Genomic DNA, 21,664 nt, shown 5'->3' with positions numbered 1-21,664 from the left:
TAAAACAAAAGAGGCGGTAACATTTTTGTTACTGCCTTTTTTTTACCCGTTTAAGTTCTAACATATTTAAACTATTTGGCGCAAATTGCTCAACATTAGGTTGCACCAAATGAATGGCCTCATCGTACCAAAGCGGAACAACAGGTGCATTTTCAATAATAATCGCATCCATTTGTTGGTACAATTTGTAACGAGTACTATCATTTACAGTTTGTAGCGCTTTTTCATACAATGAATCAAACGCTAAATTTTTAAAACGAGTATAATTGGGTGGAGCCGGATTTTTACTATAAAAAACACTCAAATAATTTTCTGCATCAGGGTAGTCAGCAATCCAACTTCCTCTAAAAAATAATGCTTTTGATTGTGAGGTAAGTTCAAGTAACAAACTCTTTTGTACAACTTCCACTTTTATAGAAATGCCTATTAAATTTAACTCACTGGCAATATAGTTAGCCAAATTTGCATAAATGGGTATGGTAAGTAAAGTAACCGTTGGCATAGGGTTTACACTACTAAAACCTGCTGCGTTAATAAGGGCTTTTGCTTTTGCAGGATTATAGTTGTAGCCTTTCACCAAAGTATCATTAAAAGAAGGTAACCCCTTTGGCACAAAACCACTCAAAGCAGCGGTTCCTACTGAGTTACGTAGGTATAACATCATTTTATTTTTGTCGATACCATAATTTATGGCTTGCCTAATTTGTTGTATTTTTAAAGGCGAAGTTTTTACGAGTGCATTGGCTGTATCCATTAAAATACCAAAATACTCTATGTTTAAATATGGATGTTTTTGCAGGTTGATTTTACCCTGCCACTCCTTTTTTAATTGTCCGGTTTTGCTCAGTATTTCATCTTTAAACGATGGATCAATATCATTAATAAAATCAATATTCCCTTGCTGAAATACCAAAAACTCTGTTGCCTTACTATCATAAAAACTTACATATACCCCATCTAAATAAGGTAGTTGTTTACCATCAACATCTTTTTCAAAATATTGATTGTTTTTTGTTAATACCAATGCTTGGCCTTCATCCCAAGCCACCATTTTAAATGGTCCACTGCCTACAGCATGTCGCCTAAAATCATTTTTATAAAACGCCACTGCTTCATGCGGTACAATGCTACAATATTGCATACTCATAATACCCAATATAGGTTGAAATGGTTGTTGCAACCTTATTTGAAAAGTTGTATCGTTTATGGCGGTAAATGGTTGTTGCGCTGCTACTCTATTATTAAAAATCCATGCACCTGGGCTAGCCGTTTGTGAATCCATTATTCTATTAAAACTATACACCACATCAGCAGCTACTAACTTCCTTCCTTTTCCATTTTTAAAACAGGCATCATCAACAAAAAATACATCATCCCTTAAATAAAAAGTAAGTACAGTTGCATCATCACTAAACACCCAATGCTTGGCTACACTTGGTTTTATTTGAAGTTGCTCATCAACCACAACTAGTGTACTGTACAATTGGTGCACTGCCCACATGATAGATTGGTTTTTAGCAAAAGCAGGATCAAGTGAAGCGATGCCACTAGATTCGTTATACCGAAAAATCATTTTATCTGGATGTTGGTGTTGCGTACAACCAATAAGCAACAAAGTTGTAGCTATCATCAACCAACAAAATATTATACCGCTATTTTTCATCTAACATAATTAATGTATCATTTAAAATCAACAAATACTGTTGCCGATAATCAAATTTATACTTTCGTTTTGTGCAAACATCATTAATTTCATTTTTAAATAAGCAACTTCAAAAAATGATAAAAAAAATAATAACCGTTTGCATCGTTTTATTTATTGGCATTTACGCAAACGCACAGTTAGGTGCTGCAAAAGCAGTGTTCACCAAGGCTGATACGTTACGTGGTAGTAACGGTCCATTTCGTCAAAAATGGAATGTACTGCATTACAACATTACTGTACAACCCAACTACACTCAAAAAACCATAGAAGGTAAAAATGTGTTACAGTTTTTTGATGAAGGTGCTACTTTAATGCAAATAGATTTACAACAACCAATGATTTTAGATAGTGTAGTAGGCAATGAAAAAAAATACACTTTTAATAGAGAGGGTAACGTGTACTGGTTAATGTTTAGAGATACTGCTGCTCGTTATAAAATTAAACCTGGCATACAAACACTCACCTTTTATTTTCATGGCAAACCAAAAGAAGCCGTAAGAGCCCCTTGGGATGGCGGTTGGGTATTTAAAAAAGATTTGAATGGCAACCCTTGGATGACCGTTGCTTGCCAAGGCCTCGGTGCTAGTGTATGGTACCCTTGTAAAGATATTCAAAGCGATAAACCTGATAGTGGTGCTACATTAAACATTATTGTACCAGATACTTTAGTGGGCATAGGTAATGGGCGTTTAATTAATAAACTGGCACTGGGCAATGGTTTTACACAATACACTTGGACGGTTAAAAATCCTATTAACAACTATTGTATTATTCCTTACATCGGTAAATATGTATCTTTTTCAGAGAAATATGCAGGTGTAAAAGGCACTTTAAATATGGATTATTGGGTTATGCCTTACAACCTTACAAAAGCAAAAAAACAATTTACTGATGCGCCAAAAATGATGAAAGCGTTTGAATATTGGTTTGGCCCTTACCCCTTTTATGAAGATGGTTTTCAGTTGGTAGAAGCACCACACTTAGGTATGGAACACCAAAGTGCAATTGCTTATGGTAATGGTTACAAAATGGGGTACGCTGGCAGAGATTTATCTGGCACGGGTGAAGGCCTTAAATGGGATTTTATTATTGTTCATGAAAGTGGCCATGAATGGTTTGCCAATAGTATTTGCACCAACGATATTGCTGATATGTGGGTGCATGAAGGTTTTACAAATTACAGTGAAGTGTTGTTTACTGATTATTATTGGGGTACTAAGGCTGGCGATACTTATTTAAAAGGGTTACGCAATAATATTTCAAACGATGAACCCATTATTGGCCCTTACGGTGTAAATAAAGAAGGTAGTGGCGATATGTATTATAAAGGTGCAAACCTTATACATATGATACGCCAACTTTGTAAAAATGATGCTCAATTTAGAGATTTACTCTTAGGCTTAAATAAAGATTTTTACCATAAAACAGTTACCACACAATTAGTTGAAACTTACATTAGTAAAAAATTAAAACTTCCTTTAACTGGTGTATTTAATCAATATTTACGTACCATAAACGTACCTACCTTGTTGTATAAAATAGATGGTAAAACCATCAGCTACAAATGGGATAATGTAGTACCAAATTTTATATTACCAATTAAGGTAGCTACTGATACCGCCGCCAATCAATTTACATGGATTACACCAACCACCAGTTGGAAAAAAATGAAAACAACAAATACGTTCGATGGCAAAACATTTATTGTAAACGACAATTTTTATATCAACGCAAAACAACAGTTATAAACCATTTTTGAAATAGTATAAATAAAAAACCCCAGTAATGTAACTGGGGTTTTTCGTACTATTTTAAATTGATGTTAGTTGCTTCCACAATCAGCATCATTTGTATTTTTAAGTGCGGCAATGGCCAATGGCCTTCCACCGGCGATAAACCTTTTAGCATAGTAGTTTTCACTGATATTGCTTATGGTTACTCCATCATGACTGCTAGAGTGAACAAAATAACCATCTCCTAAATAAACACCTACATGACTTACACCTCCTCTTGTATTAAAAAATACTAAATCGCCTTCAGCCATTTCGTTAAAAGATAGTTTAGTACAACTAGCATATTGCTCTCGTGCTGTTCTTGGCAAAGCAAAACCAAAAACGGTACCCATCAATAAACCTGTAAAACTGCTACAATCAATACCACTCTTGGTTGAACCACCATACCTGTAACGAGTGCCCCACCATTCATCAATAAAACTAAGTAATGATGTATTGGTTAAATATTCAACATCTCTATTTAAAAGTTGTGCATATTTAAAATGTAACTTATTACAAAGTTCAGTGGCCATAGTAACTACAGGAGCAATGTTTTGTTTTATTGCATTATAGCTAACTGCAGCTTGCTTTGATAATTGTTGTGTTGGCAAAAACATCATGCCATCCACCATTTTGTTTGCATCAGCAAAAAAGTTTTTATTTTTTTGGGCTGATGCTGTTAATGAAGTAACTGTAAAAACGCTTAGCGCAACAGCAACAAATAGTAAGTTTTTCATACGTTAAAAGTTGATTTTACGTAGAAGACGCTCCTCTTTTGTTTTTTGTGCTTCTTTAATTTCCTTGCTTATCTATCGATTTTTTCCTGTCTGTTATCCCTTTGTCTTACACCAATTAATAATAATATTTCTATCCTAAGAGTTGCAAAAGTACCAAAAAATAAGGTTTGGAACTTTAAAATAATTCAGTTTTAACATTTATACCTAATCACAACCAAATAACATTAAATTTTGTTATTATATATTAAGTTATGGTTTGATGTTATTTAATTATAAAGCAAAACCGTTTTCTGCTAAAACTTTTATAAACGATATAACCATGTTTTTGTGAAAAACCTAGTTTTAAAAACCACTTTATAAAGCCGATATTTGCAGACGCAGGTTTTTAAAATAAGCTTATTTGTATTTATGAATTTTTCTCACTTACACGTTCATACACAGTTTTCGTTATTAGATGGTGCAGCATCTATCAGTAATTTATATAAAAAAGCCATTAAAGATGGTATGCCTGCCTTAGCTATAAGTGATCATGGTAATATGTTTGGTGCCTTTGAATTTGTAAAAGAAGCCTATAAACATAAAAATGATGATGGCACCTTAAAAGTAAAACCTATTGTTGGTTGCGAATTTTACATCACTACCGATAGAACCAGAAAAACCTTCAGTAAAGATGAACGTGACCCTCGGCATCACCAAATTTTACTAGCAAAAAATGAACAAGGTTATAAAAACTTAGTAAAACTTACTTCGCTTGGTTATATAGAAGGTATGTACAGTAAATACCCTCGTATTGATAAACAACTCATTCACAAATACCATGAAGGCCTTATTGCTACTACATGTTGTTTAGGTGCTTTGGTGCCTCAAACTATTTTAAAAAAAGGCGAAGCAGAAGGAGAAAACGAGTTTAAATGGTGGCTCAATATTTTTCAAGATGATTATTATGTGGAGTTACAACGCCATGGCATGGCCGAACAAGACAAAGTAAACAACATCTTACTAAAATTTGCTAAAAAGTACAATGTAAAAGTTATTGCTAGTAATGATAGCCATTATGTTGAGCAAGAAGATTTTAATGCACACGATATTTTACTCTGTATAAATACCGGCGAAAAGCAAAGTACGCCTGCCATGAGAGAGTTTGCAGATGATGATGCAGGCATGAAAAACAAACGCTTCGCCTTCCCTAACGATCAGTTTTTCTTTAAAACACAAGCACAAATGATTGATGTATTTAAAGATTTACCAGAAGCTATTGATAATACCAATGAAATTGTTAGCAAAGTTGATTTACTTGATTTAAAGAGAGATATTTTATTACCCCATTTTACGGTTCCATCCAACTTTAAGTCGCAAGATGAATACTTGGAAAGCATTACATGGGCAGGTGCAAAAAACCGCTACCAAATATTAACACCAGCAGCAGAAGAACGTATACAGTTTGAATTAGGCGTTATTAAAGATATGGGCTTTGCTGGTTACTTCTTAATTGTGAGCGACTTCATTAAAGCTGGTAGAGAAATCGGTGTTTTTATTGGTCCGGGCCGTGGCTCAGCCGCAGGTAGTGTGGTGGCATATTGTATTGGCATCACCAACATTGACCCCATAAAATACAGCTTACTTTTTGAGCGTTTCTTAAATCCCGAACGTAAATCAATGCCCGATATTGATACGGATTTTGATGATGAAGGCAGGCAAAAAGTGATTGATTATGTAGTTGATAAATATGGCAAAAACCAGGTGGCACAAATTATTACCTATGGTACCATGGCGGCGAAAAGTAGTATTGCCGATGTGGCAAGGGTAATGGATTTACCGCTTATTCAAAGTAGGCAACTCTCTGGCTTAGTACCTGAACGGCCTGGCATGAATTTGAAACGATTGTTAAGAGCACCATTCACCAAAAAAGAAGCCATTGATGGTGAAAAATCGTTGGAAGATAAAGAGCAATTAGCGCCAGATGATGTTGAAAAAGTTAAAAAACTTCGTGAATTTTATAATGGAAATGATGCACTAGCTAGTGTATTAAAAGATGCCGAAAAACTAGAAGGCTCGGTGAGAAACACAGGTATACATGCCTCAGCCATCATCATCGCCCCAAAAGATTTAACGGAGCTTTTACCCGTAGCAACATCTAAAGAATCTGAACTATGGCTTACCCAAATTGAAGGAAATTCTATTGAAGAAGCCGGCGTTATCAAAATGGACTTTTTAGGGTTAAAAACCCTGAGTATTTTAAAATCGGCCCTACAAATCATCAAACGCAACCACGGTGTTGATATTAAAATTGATGAAATTCCTTTAGATGACGAAAAAACCTATGCTTTATACCGACAAGGAGATACCAACGCTACTTTTCAATTTGAAAGTGCTGGTATGCAAAAATATTTACGTGAACTAAAGCCTGATAAATTTGGTGACCTTATTGCCATGAACGCCTTGTACCGTCCAGGCCCTATGGCTTATATACCTGATTTTGTAGCACGTAAACATGGCAGGCAAGAAGTTAGTTATGATTTGCCTGAAATGCAAGAGTACTTAGAAGAAACCTATGGTATTACCGTGTATCAAGAGCAGGTAATGTTGCTATCACGTAAACTCGGCGGCTTTAGTATGGGTCAAGCTGATATTTTACGTAAAGCCATGGGTAAAAAAGACCGTAAAACGCTTGATAAAATGAAGGGCAACTTCATGGAAGGTGCTAAAAAGAACGGTCACCCTGAAAAAGTATTGGAAAAAATTTGGACCGATTGGGAAGCCTTTGCACAATACGCATTTAACAAATCGCATGCGGTATGTTACGCTTTTGTAGCCTATCAAACGGCCTATTTAAAAGCCCACTACCCTGCTGAGTATATGGCGGCAGTACTAAACAATGCCGGTAGCATTGAAAAAATCACCTTCTTTATGGAGGAGTGTAAACGTATGGGTATTAAAGTGTTAGGGCCTGATATTAATGAATCGCAAAATGGTTTTGCCGTAAATGAACTAGGGCAAATTCGGTTTGGATTTAGTGGAATGAAAGGCGTAGGTGAAAATGCTATTGAAAGTATTATTGAAGAACGTAATAAAAATGGCAAATTCACCAACATTTTTGATTTGGTAAAAAGAGTGAACCTCAGAGCTGTAAGTAAAAAAACATTGGAGAGTTTAATTTACAGTGGCGCTTTTGATGGCTTTACTGATATGCACAGGGCCCAATATTTATTTCAAGCACCGGGTGATGTAATGGCGCTTGAAAAAATTGCAAAATTTGGTGCCGTTTACCAATCGCAAGCCGCAGGTGCTGCCAATACGCTGTTTGGCGATTTGCAAATGCCAGAAATTATGCCGCCAAAATTGGCGAATTGCGATGAATGGCAATTAATTGAGAAATTAAATTTTGAAAAAGAAGTTACCGGTATGTACATGAGTGGCCACCCACTCGATAATTTTAAATTTGAATTAGCCTATTATAATATTGATTCCATTGCTGATTTTTTAGAGGTAAAAAATAATTTATCGAACGGTGTTCCACCAACTACTAAAACATTTAGACTAGCAGGTTTGGTAACAGATGGGCAACATCGTGTAACCAAAACGGGTAAAAATTTCGGTATTTTGAGCATAGAAGATTATAGTGGCAAAGCTGAATTTGCTTTGTTTTCAGAAGATTATAACCGATACAATGATTATTTTGACAAAGGCATCATCATCATGATAGAAGGTGCTTTTAAAACTCGTTTCAATACAGATAACTATGAGTTTAAAATAAGCAAATTACATTTACTTGAAACCATCAAATCAACCATAACCAAAGAAGTAAAAATAGAAGTAGCGCCAGAAGCTGTTACAGAACATTTTATTGATTTTATTGAACATAATGTACAAAATAACCCTGGCACCGCTGTATTGAAATTTCAAGTTACCGATGCTGTTGAAGGTGTAAAAGCCAACTTATACACCATGAAAAATAATTTTACACTCAATGATGATTTAATCAGCTTTTTAAACAACCGAATTGATATTGGCGTAAGCGTAATGACAGCATAGCTGACTTTTTTGCATTATGATGCACTTATTCCACCATTGTGGATATGTCAATACTGCAATTAAAATTTGTGGTTATAGATTTGTACAAAACTTATTGGCGAAAGCCTTTTACAATAAATTAAAAATTGAATATTATGGCACTAGAATTCACAGATGCAAACTTTTCAACTGATGTAATCAGTTCAGATAAATTAACCGTAGTAGATTTTTGGGCAGAATGGTGTGGTCCATGCAGGGCTATTGGTCCAGTTATTTCAGAATTAGCAACTGAATATGCAGGTAAAGTAAACGTAGGTAAATTAAACGTTGACCAAAATCCACAAGTATCAATGCAATATGGCATTACCAGCATACCAGCGATTTTGTTTATTAAAAACGGTGAAGTAGTTGATAAATTAGTAGGTGCACAACCTAAATCAAATTTCGTAAAGAAAATTGAAGCTCATATTTAATAACTACAGCATAATGTAATTACAAGAGGCGTTTCAAATGAAACGCCTCTTGTAATTTTATAGATTATTGTTTAATTATTTTAATGCGATAATGTATCAGGTATAGCATCTTTACGATGCTTGTACTTAAATACTAAAGGGAACAATATAGCTAGCAACAATGCGTACCCTGCAAAGCTGTACCATATTGAAGGCCAATCTTTATTACCAGTAGCATCCGTAAACACATCCACCACTTTACCAGCAAAAGCACCTCCTAATATTGCACCCAAACCATTGGTCATTAACATGAACAAACCTTGTGCACTAGCCCTAATTTCTGGCTTAGCTTCTTTATCAACAAACAATGAACCTGATATGTTGAAGAAATCGAATGCCATACCGTAAACAATCATTGATAATACTAAAAACGATAACCCAGCACCAGGATTACCGATGCCGAATAAGCCAAAACGTAATACCCAAGCCACCATACTAATGAGCATTACTTGTTTAATACCAAATCTTTTTAAGAAAAAAGGAATCGCTAATATGAAGAGTGTTTCTGATATCTGCGATAGCGATATAAGAATATTACTATGTTTCACCGCAAAACTATCAGCATACAAAGCGTTTTTACCAAAATCACCTAAAAATGGGTTGCCAAACATGTTGGTAATTTGCAGGGCCGCCCCAAGCAACATGGCAAATAAAAAGAACACCAACATAGTTGGGTTTTTAAACAATGAAAAAGCATCAAGCCCCAATCGTGTAACAAATGATTTTTTTTCAGTGCTTTTAATTGTTTCAATTTTAGGTAAACTAAAACAATACAAGGCAACACAAACTTCTGCTGCTGCCGCAAAGTAAAACTGGGTATTGTTCTGCGTCCAACCTAATAAATCAACGGCCCACTCTGCCACTATAAAACCTACAGTACCCCAAACCCTTATAGGCGCAAATGATTTTTGAACATCGTAATTATGTTTGGTGAGCAAACTGTACGATATTGAATTGCTCAACGATATGGTGGGCATATAAAAACAGCTTACCATAAAAATGGCAGTGATCATATCTGTTGCAGTGGTTACTGTACTAGCATAATACAAACTTATAGCAGCTGCAAAATGGCAAATAGCTAATAATATTTCAGCCCTAATATATTTATCAGCCAAAATACCTACAATAGCAGGCATAAATAATGATGCCCAACCCATTGTACCGTAAGTGCTACCAATTTTAAACCCCAAATTAGGATCAACCGGATTATTGAAGTTAATAAACATATATCCACCTAAAGATATCAGCCATATACCCCAAACAAAAAACTGAAGAAAACTCAATACAGTAAGGCGAAACCTAATTTGCATTTTAAATAATTTTGGTTTTAATAATTGTTAGTAACAAAGTGGTAAGTTATTAAATTATTATGTGTCGGCGCTATTTTTTTATGGCTATTTATTAATGTATCATGTTAAATGAAAACAACAATGCAGTTATAAAAAGTAACAGTAAACCAACTAAAAAAATAACATCTGCAATATTTTCTAATACAATACTGTTATTGGTTTTATTTCTTATTGATAAAAATGAAAGTGTACAACTACATAAAAACAAAAAAGTAGCCAACATCGTGATTTCATCAATAACCGTTTTACTGTTTATGTTCAACACTTTTAATGACGTTAATATCAAAAAGCAAATACCTAGTAAGTTTGACGATGCATTAAATATATGCTGCGATGTAGGTTGTGATGGAGCACCCATGTTTTTTAAAGTACAAATTAGTGCAATACAGTACTGATGAGCGTTTATAAGATGTTAAACAGATTTTTAATAGCGTTTTTTACAAACTTGTAATTGTTTTCCGATGTCGATAGCTCAATTGTAGTGTATATGTATACGCAACAATATACTTTCGTAATTTTGCAAAAAATAAATACGATGAGCACCGCTATTGATACGTTGATTGATTTTACAACTGATATTGAATTAAAAAATATTGCTCAAAAAGTGAAGGATGGCATCCGCATTACAGATGAGGAATGCTTGGTACTCTTCAACAAAGCTGATTTACCCTTTGCAGGTGCTTTAGCCAATTTTGTCAGAGAAAAACTACACGGCAACAAAACATATTTCAATAGAAACTTTCATATTGAACCTACCAATGTTTGCGTTTTCAGTTGCAAATTTTGTTCATACTCACGTTTATATGCACACAAAGAAGAAGGTTGGGAATTGAGTATTGATCAGATGTTGGATATTGTAAAAAGTTACGATGGTAAGCCTATTACTGAAGTTCATATAGTGGGTGGTGTACATCCTAAAATGAACATGGCTTATTTTATTGAATTAATTCAAAAAATACATGCTCACAGGCCCGATTTACATGTGAAAGGATTTACTGCTGTTGAGCTTGATTATATGTTTAGAAAAGCAAAACTATCGGTTGAAGAAGGTATGAAAGCCTTGAAAGATGCAGGCTTACAATCATTGCCAGGTGGTGGTGCTGAAATTTTTCATGAAGATATACGTAAGGAAATTGCTGCCGATAAAGTAACTGGCGAAGGTTGGTTACACATTCATGAAACGGCTCATAACTTAGGTATGCATAGTAATGCAACCATGCTGTACGGTCATATTGAAAAATATGAGCACCGCATTGATCATATGCGAAAGTTGAGGGATTTACAAGACAAAACAAAAGGCTTTAATACATTTATACCTCTTAAATTTAGGAATAGCAATAATGATATGAGCCATGTACCAGAAAGTACCATTACAGAAGATATGCGTATGTATGCCATTGCTCGTATTTACCTTGATAATTTCCCTCATTTGAAGGCTTATTGGCCAATGCTAGGTCGTCAAAATGCACAATTATCATTATCGTTTGGGGTAAATGATATTGATGGTACTATTGATGATTCAACAAAAATTTATAGCATGGCAGGTAGCGAAGAGCAAACACCTACTATGTCAACAGAAGAGTTAGTAACATTGATAAAACAAGTGAAAAGAACACCGATAGAAAGAGACACCTTGTACAACGAAATCAACCATTTTTAATTAATAGATTTTTATAAACCAAAAGCATCATTTTTTTAAATGATGCTTTTTTTATAGGGTGGTGTTAATACCAAATAAAAAGCCCTCGTTATAAACGAGGGCTTTTTTATATCATTGAATGAATATTAGAAATTTCTAACAGTCATTTCAGTTCTTCTATTTTTTGCACGACCAGCAGCTGTTTTGTTATCAGCTACAGGCTTTGTTTCACCATAACCTGTTGCTTTTAAACGGCTTTCAGCAATACCTTTACTTACTAAGTAATTTTTAACTGCAGCAGCACGGTTTTCAGATAAAGTTTGGTTTTTATCATCAGCACCTTGTGCATCAGTATGTCCATCAACATCAATCAATAAACTTTCATCAGCTTTTAATAAAGTTACTACTTCATCTAAAGATTTGAAAGATTTTGGTAATAATTTAAAGCTACCAGTTGAAAAGAATACGTTCTTTGCAGCAAAGTTGATTTTTTCAACTACTTCTTTTGCAATTTCAGGACAACCTTGGTTGCTAGCAGGACCCTTACGAGTAGGGCATTTATCTTCTTCATCGTTTACACCATCACCATCAGTATCAGGTATTGGGCAACCTTGGTAACGAGCTAAACCTTTTACAGTAGGACATTTGTCTTGTTCGTCGTTGATGCCATCACCATCAGTATCAGGTATTGGGCAACCTTGGTATTTAGCTAAACCTGCAACTGTAGGGCATTTATCATCAGCATCAGCAATACCATCACCATCAGCATCAGGACAACCATTTAAAGCAGCTAAACCTGGTACATCTGGGCATTTATCATCAGCATCTACAACACCATCACCATCACGATCTAAAACTACAGGAGCCATTGGAGCTTCTACAACTTTGATAGGTTTTGGTTTTGAAAAGTTTTGAGCAACACCTACAGAATAAGAAATTGCATCTTTCAAAACATCTTTAGTTAACGCAAAACGATATTGCGATTGCACAAATAAATAGGTATTACTTTGTAAATTAACTTGAACACCAACACCAGCTGGTACATAAGCGCCATAGTCGTGTGAATAACGACCACCACCAATACCTACTGACAAAAATGGAGCAACCAATGCGTTATCACCATATGGGCGGAAATTTAATGATGGTTCTACTTCAACAGCATATTGGTTTTCATTATTAAAATTTACTCTGTTAGAAGCAGTTGAGTTAAAATCATCCATTGAAAAACCTACTTTAGTAGAGAAATCAATTGTTTTGGTTAAACCTCTCCAGTAAGAAACGGCTACACCAATATCCATTTTCCTTAAGTTAGTAAAAGTTCTAGGAGTATTTGTTTGTTTAAAAGTTGCAGGTGTATACACATCTAATGCAGTTAAGTGTATTCCTAACAAGTTACCTTTTTTTGCAGAGGTAAATTTGCTATCCGCCATTTGTGCAGTTGCGCAGGTAACAACTACCAACAATGAAAGTAACAGCGTAAGTTTTTGTTTCATAAATGCTATTTTTTTTAAATTTAAAGGTTATCTCACTAAGCCCATAATTTTTTGGAATTTGGACTTTATAAGCAAATGTAACGTCTAATTATTTACAAATCAAGAATTTTTAACAATTCTATAAATTTTGTTTTAATAAAATATGAACATTTTGTTTTAAGATAAAATAAATTATAAAATTGCTGCTTTTGTATTGATATTTTTTTCTTTCTAAAAATTAATCTCCTATATTTGCACCCCAAATAAATGCTGAGGTCCGGTAGCTCAGCTGGATAGAGCATCAGCCTTCTAAGCTGAGGGTCATTGGTTCGAATCCAATCCGGATCACATTTTAAAAGCCTGTTATCAACAGGCTTTATTTTTTTACAGCAATTGTAGTGCTATTGCTATTTTTACAAAAAAAATTGATGGATGTACAAATACACCCTTCGTGGAAAATAGCTTTACAAAAAGAATTTAGTCAACCATATTTTGCTGATATTGTGGCTTTTTTAAAAACAGAGAAAGCGGCTGGTAAAACCATTTACCCTAAAGGTTCTCATATTTTTAATGCTTTTAACCACACTCCGTTTAATGATGTGAAAGTGGTTATTTTAGGGCAAGATCCCTACCATGGCCCCAACCAAGCACATGGTTTAAGTTTTTCTGTATTAGAAGGTGTAAAGCCCCCACCCTCACTTGTAAATATTTTTAAAGAATTAAAAGCCGATATAGGCATTAACCTACCTAACAATTATGGCAATTTAACCAATTGGGCTAACCAAGGTGTGTTGTTACTCAATGCTACTTTAACGGTGAGAGATGGTGAACCAAATAGTCATGCAAAAATTGGTTGGACAACATTTACCGATGCCGTTATCGAAACATTATCAGACCAAAAGCAACACCTCATATTTATTTTATGGGGTAAATTTGCTCAAGAAAAAGCATCATTGATAGATGAAGGCAAACATTATATTTTACAAAGTGCACACCCTTCACCTTTTTCGGCTGATAAAGGCTTTTTTGGCTCAAAACCATTTTCAACCACCAACCAACTTTTAATTAAAAACGGCTACAACCCTATTGATTGGAGCCTACTACCAAACAACGTATAACATCTTTACATGAAAAATATTTTTGCAAGAATTTGGGCCGCTTGGGCATTGGTAACTTTTGTAATTTCCTTCTTAATCATTTTTATTCCTTCTATGTTTTCATATTTGTTTAAAGATTATGCAAAAGGACAATACTATTTTATTAAAGTATCAAAAATTTGGATGCGATTTTGGTTAGCCATTATCGGTTGCCCAGTTAGGGTGCATGGCCTCCATCATTTTAAAAAAGGTGAAAATTATATTGTAGTGTACAACCACAATGCGTTGTTAGATGTTCCCCTATCAGCACCATTTGTACCCGGGCCTAATAAAACTATAGCCAAAGCCTCATTTGCCAAAGTGCCTATTTTTAGTTGGTTTTACAAACGTGGCGGTATTATGGTTGACCGTAAAACTGAAGGTAGCCGTGTTAAAAGTTTTGAAGCCATGAAACAAACTTTAAAAAAAGGTATTCACATGTGCATTTACCCAGAAGGTACTAGAAACAGAACCAACCAACCTTTGAAACCTTTTTATGATGGTGCGTTTAAATTGGCGATAGATACACAAAAAGAAATTATACCATGTGTTATGATTGGTACTAATAAAGCCATGCCTATTAACAAAACATTTTACTTGTTGCCACACAAATTAGAAATGTATTATTTAGAACCCGTATCACCTGTAAATATTGATACAAAATCGTTGAATAATAAGGTGTACGACATTATGAAAAACAAATGGTTACAACACAATTAAATGTGTACCAACTTATTTAAAAATCAGTAAACGATCTGGTTCTATTTACTTTTAAATCACGAAGTATGGTTGATTTAGGGCTGATGCTGATGCTAAAATAACGTGACCTACCCACTGGCGACACACTTATGTTCATTTGCCAACAATGTAAATCTCTCGATAAGTAACCACTTAAGTAACCTAACTTTTGCGATGTTACGTCAAATGTGCCTTGAGCACCTAGTTTCCATTTACTCGTAAGGTTGGTAGAAGCATTGAAGGTAATACCTTGTGCTAGTATTGACGTGTACCCTGCTTTTGTTATATCAAATGACTTCGAAACGGTTAATGAATATGATAAATCAATACTCCAAGGAATAGTAAAGTCAGCAAATTCACCAGGGTTTGCTTGTATATAAGCGGCATCCCTATCATATTCATCATTGTTTAAAGTAGTACTATTTCTATTTGAATTTAAAGTTTCTGTTGGCGTTTTTTTACTTTGATCACCACCTTTAAAACTGGTTTGCAAAGCAACTGTGGCACTTGTTAAATTTCCTAAGGTTAACGGCTTTTTAGCCCAAACGGTTTTATTGATGCGCCTACCCGTTGTTTTATCTATTTGATAAGGATCAAATGATGCGGTAGCTGTAACATTTATTTTATCATAGAGGTTTGTTCTTGCACTTACACTAATAAAAGAGAATTGAAATGAATCAATTAAAAAATTATAAGAGCCAGAAATAGATAAACCATCTAACAAGCTCACTTTCTTATCGGCTTTTGCTGATGTATCTTTTTTGTTTCGAAATTTTGCAGTGATATTGTTATCAATACTAAAATTAATACCACCAAAAGCTACATTATTGTATGCTGCATAATTGTTATCTTCAAAATAAGAGGCATTTCTGGAATTACCTGCTGAATCAATTACACTTTTATAATAATTTTTATTGTTGAAGTTGGGGATATAGTTAGCCGTAATTGAAGGCCTAATTTCATGGCGTATAGCCTTTATGCTACTTTTTTCTCCAAAGCCAAACAAACCAAATACCCTTGTAGAGGCTGTCAACCCAAACGTCATTTGCCTTGCGGTGTATAAGCCTTTCTTAATATCAACCGTATCTATTTTTTTACTTGCTGGGTTGTATTGCTTAGTAACTTTGCTTTGATACCAAGTTTCTTCGTACGACACTGATGGTGCTAATTGCAATACCCCTAGTGATGGTAAAGCTAATGTAATAGGTACTCTATGGATTGCACCATACTTTAAATTATCATTAATTTGATTGATGATACGGCCTGCAGTATCATAAAAATTACTTTGAGCCTTTGTATTACCATTATATGCAATGCCAATATTTTCATACCATTTATAATCTCCTATTGGTTCTTTTCGTCTAAATGGATACAAGGTGTTCACATTAAAAGATGCATCAGGAAAAAATATATTGGTGATACCTGTAGTAGAGTTTTGGTTATGGTTGGCATTAATTGAAATGTTGTAAGGTTTATTTTTCCAAACTTTTGAGTAACTAATGGTAGATGCTAATTGGTTATTAAAATTTAATTGTGCATTGTTAGGTACTTGGCTGTTGTACTTGGTACTACCTGCATTTACATTGGCCATAAAAGTTACACCTGGCCTTGCCTTATTATCAGCATTATGCACCCATTGAAAATTGATAGATTTTGTTTTACCTGCATCTAATGGCTGAAAATTTTGATATGAAACATTTACATTGCCTTGGTAACGGTAGCGTTTAAAATACCGTGGATTCACTGTTACATTATAACTACCATAAGAGTACAATGAGCCTCGAGTAATAACATCTAAATTTTGCGTAATGATTTTATAATACCCTAAGTTTTGCAATGCCAACCCACGTTGTTCATCTGCAATGAAACTAGGCGCTAACAAACCGCTATGCCTACCTTGTGTAAGTGGAAAAATACCGAATGGTAAAGTAATAGGTAATGGCACCCCTTCAAACTCTGGGTGCACCGGGCCTGTATAGGCCCATTTTTTATTAACGAATTTTATTTTTTTGGCAATAAAGGCAAAATGGGGCGTATCTAAATTACAAGTAGTGAACCTGCCATTAAGTGCATAAAAAACAGATGTATCAGCCTTTTTAATTTTTTCACCATACACAAACATTTCACCTTGTTTGGTGTAAGTACCTTTGGTTAAGCCCTTGCCCGTTTTCATATTAAAACGAATGGTATCACTTACTGATTCAAAATCACTTTGTTTAAAGTAAGGATAGGCCAATACTTTACCAGTGCTATCTTTTTTAAGGTACGCCCCTACGGTACTCGTTTTTTGATCAAACTCAATTACTGGTGCCGATAAATCGTTTTCATCATATTTAACGGATGATACCTTGCCATACAAATACATTTTTTCATTAGGCACATCAATCACCATCGAATCATCAGCATGGTACACAACAGGCGCTAATAATGAATCTTTCGATAATCGTATATTAAATGTATCAGCAAACGGAATTTTACTACTATCAACAACCGGTTTTTTTTCTTCACTCAGCCTTGGCGTACGTAAAGTATCATCTTTTTGTAATATGGTTGTATCAGCTTTGTTGATTTTGATGGGTGGTGAGTCAACAATAGCATGCGTAAAAAAATAAGTATTGCTATTAAACCCAGTAAATGCTTGTAAATGATACGTTAATAATACCAACAGTACTATAGACCCCCAAGCCAAAATGTTTTTTGCCTTACCTTTGTTACTGTTGTTCATAAATAAGAAAGCGCAAAAGTAGCTATTAAAATTTTATGGCAAATTGTTTATAAAAATTATAACAAAAACTATTTTAAAACATTGTTGAATATGATAAGAAAGGGATGCTTACTACTCTGCTGCTTTTTTTTAATAGGCGCCGTTTCAAACAAAAGTGCTGCACAAGCTAAAAAATTAAGAACCATTGTAGTGGATGCTGGCCACGGTGGCGAAGATGCTGGAGCTGTTGCCGTATATGAAAATTCGTTACGCTCAAAAGAAAAAGATGTTACATTGGCTATTTCAAAAAAAGTAGTGGCTGAATTAAAAAAGCAGTTACCCGATGTAAAAGTGGTACCCACCCGTACTACTGATGTGTTTGATAATGTGAGGGTAAAAGCCAACATTGCCAACGAAGCCAAAGGCGATTTGTTTTTATGTATACATGCTGATAGCGGTCCGCTTAAAACGGGCAGGCGCCAAACTGGTACCCGTACAGTAACTCGTTACAAAATCACTTACAAAGGCAAAGGCAAAAGACGCAAAAAAATATCAACCCCATATGAAGCTGTTGAGCCTGTTTACGAATATTTTAAAATGCCTTTACAAGCCAATGGTACTTCGGTTTATATATTCGCTGCCCCAAAAACCGGCGATAAACTCAATGCCATTATGAAAAATGGTGATGCAGAAGATGTTATTATGGAAACCGCAACTGAAGATAGTGTGTACAATAGTTTTAACTTTAATTCACCTGAGGGCCGACAATTAGCACAGATTTACGCTAAACTTTACCAAGAAAAAAGCGACCGTATTGCTACTTACGTTAATGATGAAATTGCTGCAACAGGTAGAAAAGCTTTGGGTGTAAAACAACGTCAAGTGGGTATATGGGTACTATCTGCTACAAAAATGCCAGCTATTTTAGTGGAAACAGGCTACATCAATAACCCTGAAGATGAACGCTATTTAAACAGCGAAGAAGGACAGCAAGAATTAGCAGAAGCCATTACCAGAGCTGTTATTCGATACAAAAATCAATTAGAAAGCACCAAGTCTGTAGGCAGTGGTACAGGCACTAACAATAAACCATAATAATAATTTGGCTAATAATTTGGAATAGTAATAGGAACATTTTACGAATTACTTCCATTGTTTATCAAAAACAACTATAAAAGTGAAAATTACAAACGAAACTAAAGTAGGCTTTATTACTATCATCGCTTTGGCCTTATTAATATTGGGATTTAATTTCCTCAAAGGAAAAAAATTGTGGAGTAACGATACCACTATTACCGGTAAATACAGCAATGTTCAAGGTTTACAAACTTCTAACCCCATAGTTATAAATGGTTTACAAGTAGGTACCGTATATAAAATTAGTACCGATAAAAATATGAGGGAGATTATAGTGGATATGACCATTACGAAAGATATCAATATCCCCAAAAACTCTGTAGCCGTTATAAAATCAAACCCGATTGGTACACCAAGTATCGAAATTAAATTGGGCGATGCCAAAGAATTTTTAAAAGATAAAGAAACCATTTTAACGGAAACCAGTGGCGGTGTGTTTGATGAGGTACTAAAAAAAGTAGACCCTGTTTTATACGAAGTACGTAAAGCCGTTTCAAGTGTTGATACACTATTAGGTAATTTCAATAGCATACTCGACCCCAACGCAAAAAATAATATTGCTGCCACCATAGCCAATTTAAATAAAGTAACAGAAGCTATGGTATCTTCTACCGCATCGTTAAATAGTTTGCTAAATACACAAACAGGTGCATTAGCAAAATCGCTGAACAATGTAAGTGCTATCACAGGCAATTTTGCAGCGAACAATGAAAAAATTACCAGTGTTATCAGCAACCTCGATAAAACCACCACCAAGTTTGCCGATTTAAATTTGAAGAAAACCTTAGACACATTAGATGTTGCCATCAACAATTTAAAAGGGATGATGAGCAAATTCAATAGCAACGATGGTACGCTAGGTCGCTTAATAAACGACCCCACTTTGTATAAAAACTTAGCATCAACAGGTAACAAGCTCAATTTGTTGTTAGATGATATTCGTGTAAACCCAAAACGTTACGTAAGTATTTCAGTTTTTGGCAAAAAACAAAGCGGCAGCGTATTACAAACACCTTTGCCTGATACGTTGAACAGCCCTTATTATGTTGAAAAAGTAAAACCATAACAATTTTGTGAAAGCATTTGTATTTAATTATACAAATTGCAGTATCAAAACAAAAGCATGAAGCAACTGTTACGTGGTGTTTTATTATGGCTATTCATATGTTGTTCAATAACTACTATTGCACAAACTACCGTACCTATTGATAGTAGTAAACGCATTATCATCATTAGTGGTAACAGTTCACGTTTTATTACGTTAGATGATAGCACCTCATTACGAACCCTTGCCGGTAATGCTAAAGTAAAACAAGGCAACACCATTTTATCTGGCGATAGTATTGTCATTAATTCACGTACACAAATTGCCGAAGTGTTTGGTAACGTTCACATTAACGATGCTGATACAGTAAATACTTACGCAAATTATTTACGTTACCTCGGCAAAGAAAGAGTTGCTTACCTTAAAAACAACGTAAAACTTACTGATGGTAAAGGCACTTTAGTTACCAATGATTTAGAGTACAACCTCGAAAGTGGTATTGCTACTTATAAAAATGGTGGTAAAGTAATCAACGGCACTTCTGTTTTAACCAGTAGCGATGCCGTGTATTATTCAGATACAAAAGATGTGTATTTTAAAAAAGCCGTTCGTTTAACGGACCCCAAATACAACATAGCTTCCGATAGCTTAATGTACAATACGGCTTTTAAAACAGCCACCCTTATTGCGCCTACCCTTATTAAAACGAGTGAAGGCAAAACCATCAAATCAAAAAATGGTACGTATAATTTGCAAACGGGTGAAGCCCGTTTTTATGATCGTACTTTAATCAGCGATAGCACTTCATCCACCATTGCTGATAACATGTATTTAGATGAAAAAACAGGGGTATATGTTTTAGAAGGTAGGGCAAAATATGTAGATAGTACCAATCACTCCATTGTTATTGCCAATAAAATTGAAGTAAATAAAAAAGAAAATTCGTTTTTAGCAACGCAAAAACCTGTGGTGGTTATCGCAAAAGAAAAAGACAGTACCTACATTGCTGCTGATACCCTTTTTTCTGGCCTTCGAAAAAATGATAGTATTTCAAAAAAAATGTACACCAAGGTTGATACCATCAGCAACAAACAAATTTATACCAAAACACCGCAAGACAGTATACGCTATGTTTTAGGTTATAAAAATGTTCGTATTTATAATGACTCTGCCCAAGCCGTGAGTGATAGTATGTACTACTCTACCGAAGACTCTGTTTTTAGAATGTTTAAAAGTCCCGTATTTTGGAAAGACAAAAGCCAAGTAAGCGGCGATACCATGTACCTTTTCACCGAAAATCAACAACCTAAACGTTTGTATGTTTTCAATAACAGCATCGTCATCAATCAACAAAACCCAGCCATTTACAACCAAGCTGGTGGTCGTACTTTAAATGCATATTTTATTAAGGGAGAAATTGATTATACCCGTATTAAAGGCTCACCTGCTGAAACTATTTTTTACCCTCAAGATAATGATAGTGCCTATATTGGTATGAATTTAAGCAGTGGTGATTTGGTAGATGTTTATTTTGCTAAGCAAGCCGTACAAAAAATAAAATTTGTGAACGAAGTGAATGGTGTGCTTTACCCCATTAAACAAATACCAGCTGATAAAAAGTATTTAAAAAACTTTAATTGGCAAGATGCTCGTCGCCCCAAAACCAAATTATCATTATTCGAATAAATAACGTTTTATTCATATGCT

The 21,664-nt window shown here is 34.8% G+C and carries 15 protein-coding genes and 1 tRNA gene; 10 read left to right on the top strand and 6 right to left on the bottom strand.

The window, feature by feature from the left end:
• Positions 1–28: 28 nt before the first annotated feature.
• On the bottom strand, positions 29–1,663 hold the full coding sequence (locus ACFOWM_RS00570; protein ID WP_379705546.1) for an ABC transporter substrate-binding protein: 1,635 nt from the start codon (positions 1,661–1,663) through the stop codon (positions 29–31).
• Positions 1,664–1,779: 116 nt separating this feature from the next.
• Between ACFOWM_RS00570 and ACFOWM_RS00565 the strand changes: the two genes are divergently transcribed.
• Complete coding sequence (locus ACFOWM_RS00565; RefSeq protein ID WP_379705543.1) at positions 1,780–3,453, top strand: M1 family metallopeptidase; 1,674 nt, start codon at positions 1,780–1,782, stop codon at positions 3,451–3,453.
• 74 nt (positions 3,454–3,527) lie between these two features.
• Here the strand turns inward: ACFOWM_RS00565 and ACFOWM_RS00560 are convergent, their stop codons facing one another.
• The gene (locus tag ACFOWM_RS00560; RefSeq protein ID WP_379705540.1) at positions 3,528–4,214 is read right to left on the bottom strand and encodes a C40 family peptidase; all 687 of its coding nucleotides are present in this window, start codon (positions 4,212–4,214) and stop codon (positions 3,528–3,530) included.
• Between the two features lie 408 nt (positions 4,215–4,622).
• On the opposite strand from ACFOWM_RS00560, the gene dnaE reads away from it, so the two are divergent.
• On the top strand, positions 4,623–8,246 hold the full coding sequence (gene dnaE, locus ACFOWM_RS00555) for a DNA polymerase III subunit alpha (protein WP_379705537.1): 3,624 nt from the start codon (positions 4,623–4,625) through the stop codon (positions 8,244–8,246).
• A 134-nt stretch (positions 8,247–8,380) separates the two neighbouring features.
• Complete coding sequence (gene trxA, locus ACFOWM_RS00550; RefSeq protein ID WP_379705534.1) at positions 8,381–8,698, top strand: thioredoxin; 318 nt, start codon at positions 8,381–8,383, stop codon at positions 8,696–8,698.
• An 80-nt stretch (positions 8,699–8,778) separates the two neighbouring features.
• Here trxA and ACFOWM_RS00545 read toward each other — a convergent pair whose 3' ends face one another.
• Together ACFOWM_RS00545 and ACFOWM_RS00540 are read right to left on the bottom strand one after the other, a co-directional pair.
• Complete coding sequence (locus tag ACFOWM_RS00545; protein ID WP_379705531.1) at positions 8,779–10,047, bottom strand: nucleoside permease; 1,269 nt, start codon at positions 10,045–10,047, stop codon at positions 8,779–8,781.
• Between the two features lie 91 nt (positions 10,048–10,138).
• A complete protein-coding gene (locus tag ACFOWM_RS00540) occupies positions 10,139–10,444 on the bottom strand; it encodes a hypothetical protein (protein WP_379705528.1) in 306 nt (101 codons plus the stop codon).
• Between the two features lie 177 nt (positions 10,445–10,621).
• Here ACFOWM_RS00540 and mqnE point away from each other — a divergent pair, with 177 nt between their 5' ends.
• Positions 10,622–11,746 (top strand): aminofutalosine synthase MqnE, encoded by a 1,125-nt coding sequence (gene mqnE / locus ACFOWM_RS00535; RefSeq protein ID WP_379705525.1) that lies wholly within the window; start codon positions 10,622–10,624, stop codon positions 11,744–11,746.
• Between the two features lie 125 nt (positions 11,747–11,871).
• Here the strand turns inward: mqnE and ACFOWM_RS00530 are convergent, their stop codons facing one another.
• Complete coding sequence (locus ACFOWM_RS00530; RefSeq protein ID WP_379705522.1) at positions 11,872–13,218, bottom strand: OmpA family protein; 1,347 nt, start codon at positions 13,216–13,218, stop codon at positions 11,872–11,874.
• A 253-nt stretch (positions 13,219–13,471) separates the two neighbouring features.
• On the opposite strand from ACFOWM_RS00530, the gene ACFOWM_RS00525 reads away from it, so the two are divergent.
• The 3 genes from ACFOWM_RS00525 (at position 13,472) to ACFOWM_RS00515 (ending at position 15,053) form a co-directional block, all read left to right on the top strand.
• Positions 13,472–13,545: transfer RNA gene (locus ACFOWM_RS00525), tRNA-Arg, on the top strand.
• An 80-nt stretch (positions 13,546–13,625) separates the two neighbouring features.
• A complete protein-coding gene (gene ung, locus ACFOWM_RS00520) occupies positions 13,626–14,315 on the top strand; it encodes a uracil-DNA glycosylase (RefSeq protein WP_379705519.1) in 690 nt (229 codons plus the stop codon).
• 9 nt (positions 14,316–14,324) lie between these two features.
• Positions 14,325–15,053 (top strand): lysophospholipid acyltransferase family protein, encoded by a 729-nt coding sequence (locus ACFOWM_RS00515; protein WP_379705516.1) that lies wholly within the window; start codon positions 14,325–14,327, stop codon positions 15,051–15,053.
• 16 nt (positions 15,054–15,069) lie between these two features.
• On the opposite strand, the gene ACFOWM_RS00510 is transcribed toward ACFOWM_RS00515, so the two are convergent.
• Positions 15,070–17,796 carry a putative LPS assembly protein LptD gene (locus ACFOWM_RS00510; RefSeq protein ID WP_379705513.1) on the bottom strand — a complete coding sequence of 909 codons (2,727 nt, stop codon included), beginning with the start codon at positions 17,794–17,796 and terminating at the stop codon, positions 15,070–15,072.
• 90 nt (positions 17,797–17,886) lie between these two features.
• On the opposite strand from ACFOWM_RS00510, the gene ACFOWM_RS00505 reads away from it, so the two are divergent.
• The 3 genes from ACFOWM_RS00505 to ACFOWM_RS00495 all read left to right on the top strand — a co-directional run bounded on the left by ACFOWM_RS00505 (position 17,887) and on the right by ACFOWM_RS00495 (position 21,643).
• The gene (locus ACFOWM_RS00505) at positions 17,887–18,870 is read left to right on the top strand and encodes an N-acetylmuramoyl-L-alanine amidase family protein (RefSeq protein WP_379705510.1); all 984 of its coding nucleotides are present in this window, start codon (positions 17,887–17,889) and stop codon (positions 18,868–18,870) included.
• Positions 18,871–18,952: 82 nt separating this feature from the next.
• Positions 18,953–19,978: an MlaD family protein gene (locus tag ACFOWM_RS00500; RefSeq protein ID WP_379705508.1), complete on the top strand. Its 1,026-nt coding sequence runs from the start codon at positions 18,953–18,955 to the stop codon at positions 19,976–19,978.
• A gap of 57 nt (positions 19,979–20,035) precedes the next feature.
• Positions 20,036–21,643: an OstA-like protein gene (locus tag ACFOWM_RS00495; RefSeq protein WP_379705505.1), complete on the top strand. Its 1,608-nt coding sequence runs from the start codon at positions 20,036–20,038 to the stop codon at positions 21,641–21,643.
• The last annotated feature ends 21 nt before the right edge of the window (positions 21,644–21,664 follow it).

It is taken from the genome of Ferruginibacter yonginensis, from assembly GCF_042651465.1.
Lineage (GTDB): Bacteria > Bacteroidota > Bacteroidia > Chitinophagales > Chitinophagaceae > Ferruginibacter > Ferruginibacter yonginensis.
The sequence above is the reverse complement of the archived record's forward strand: the minus strand, read 5'-3'. Positions and strand labels throughout refer to the sequence as shown.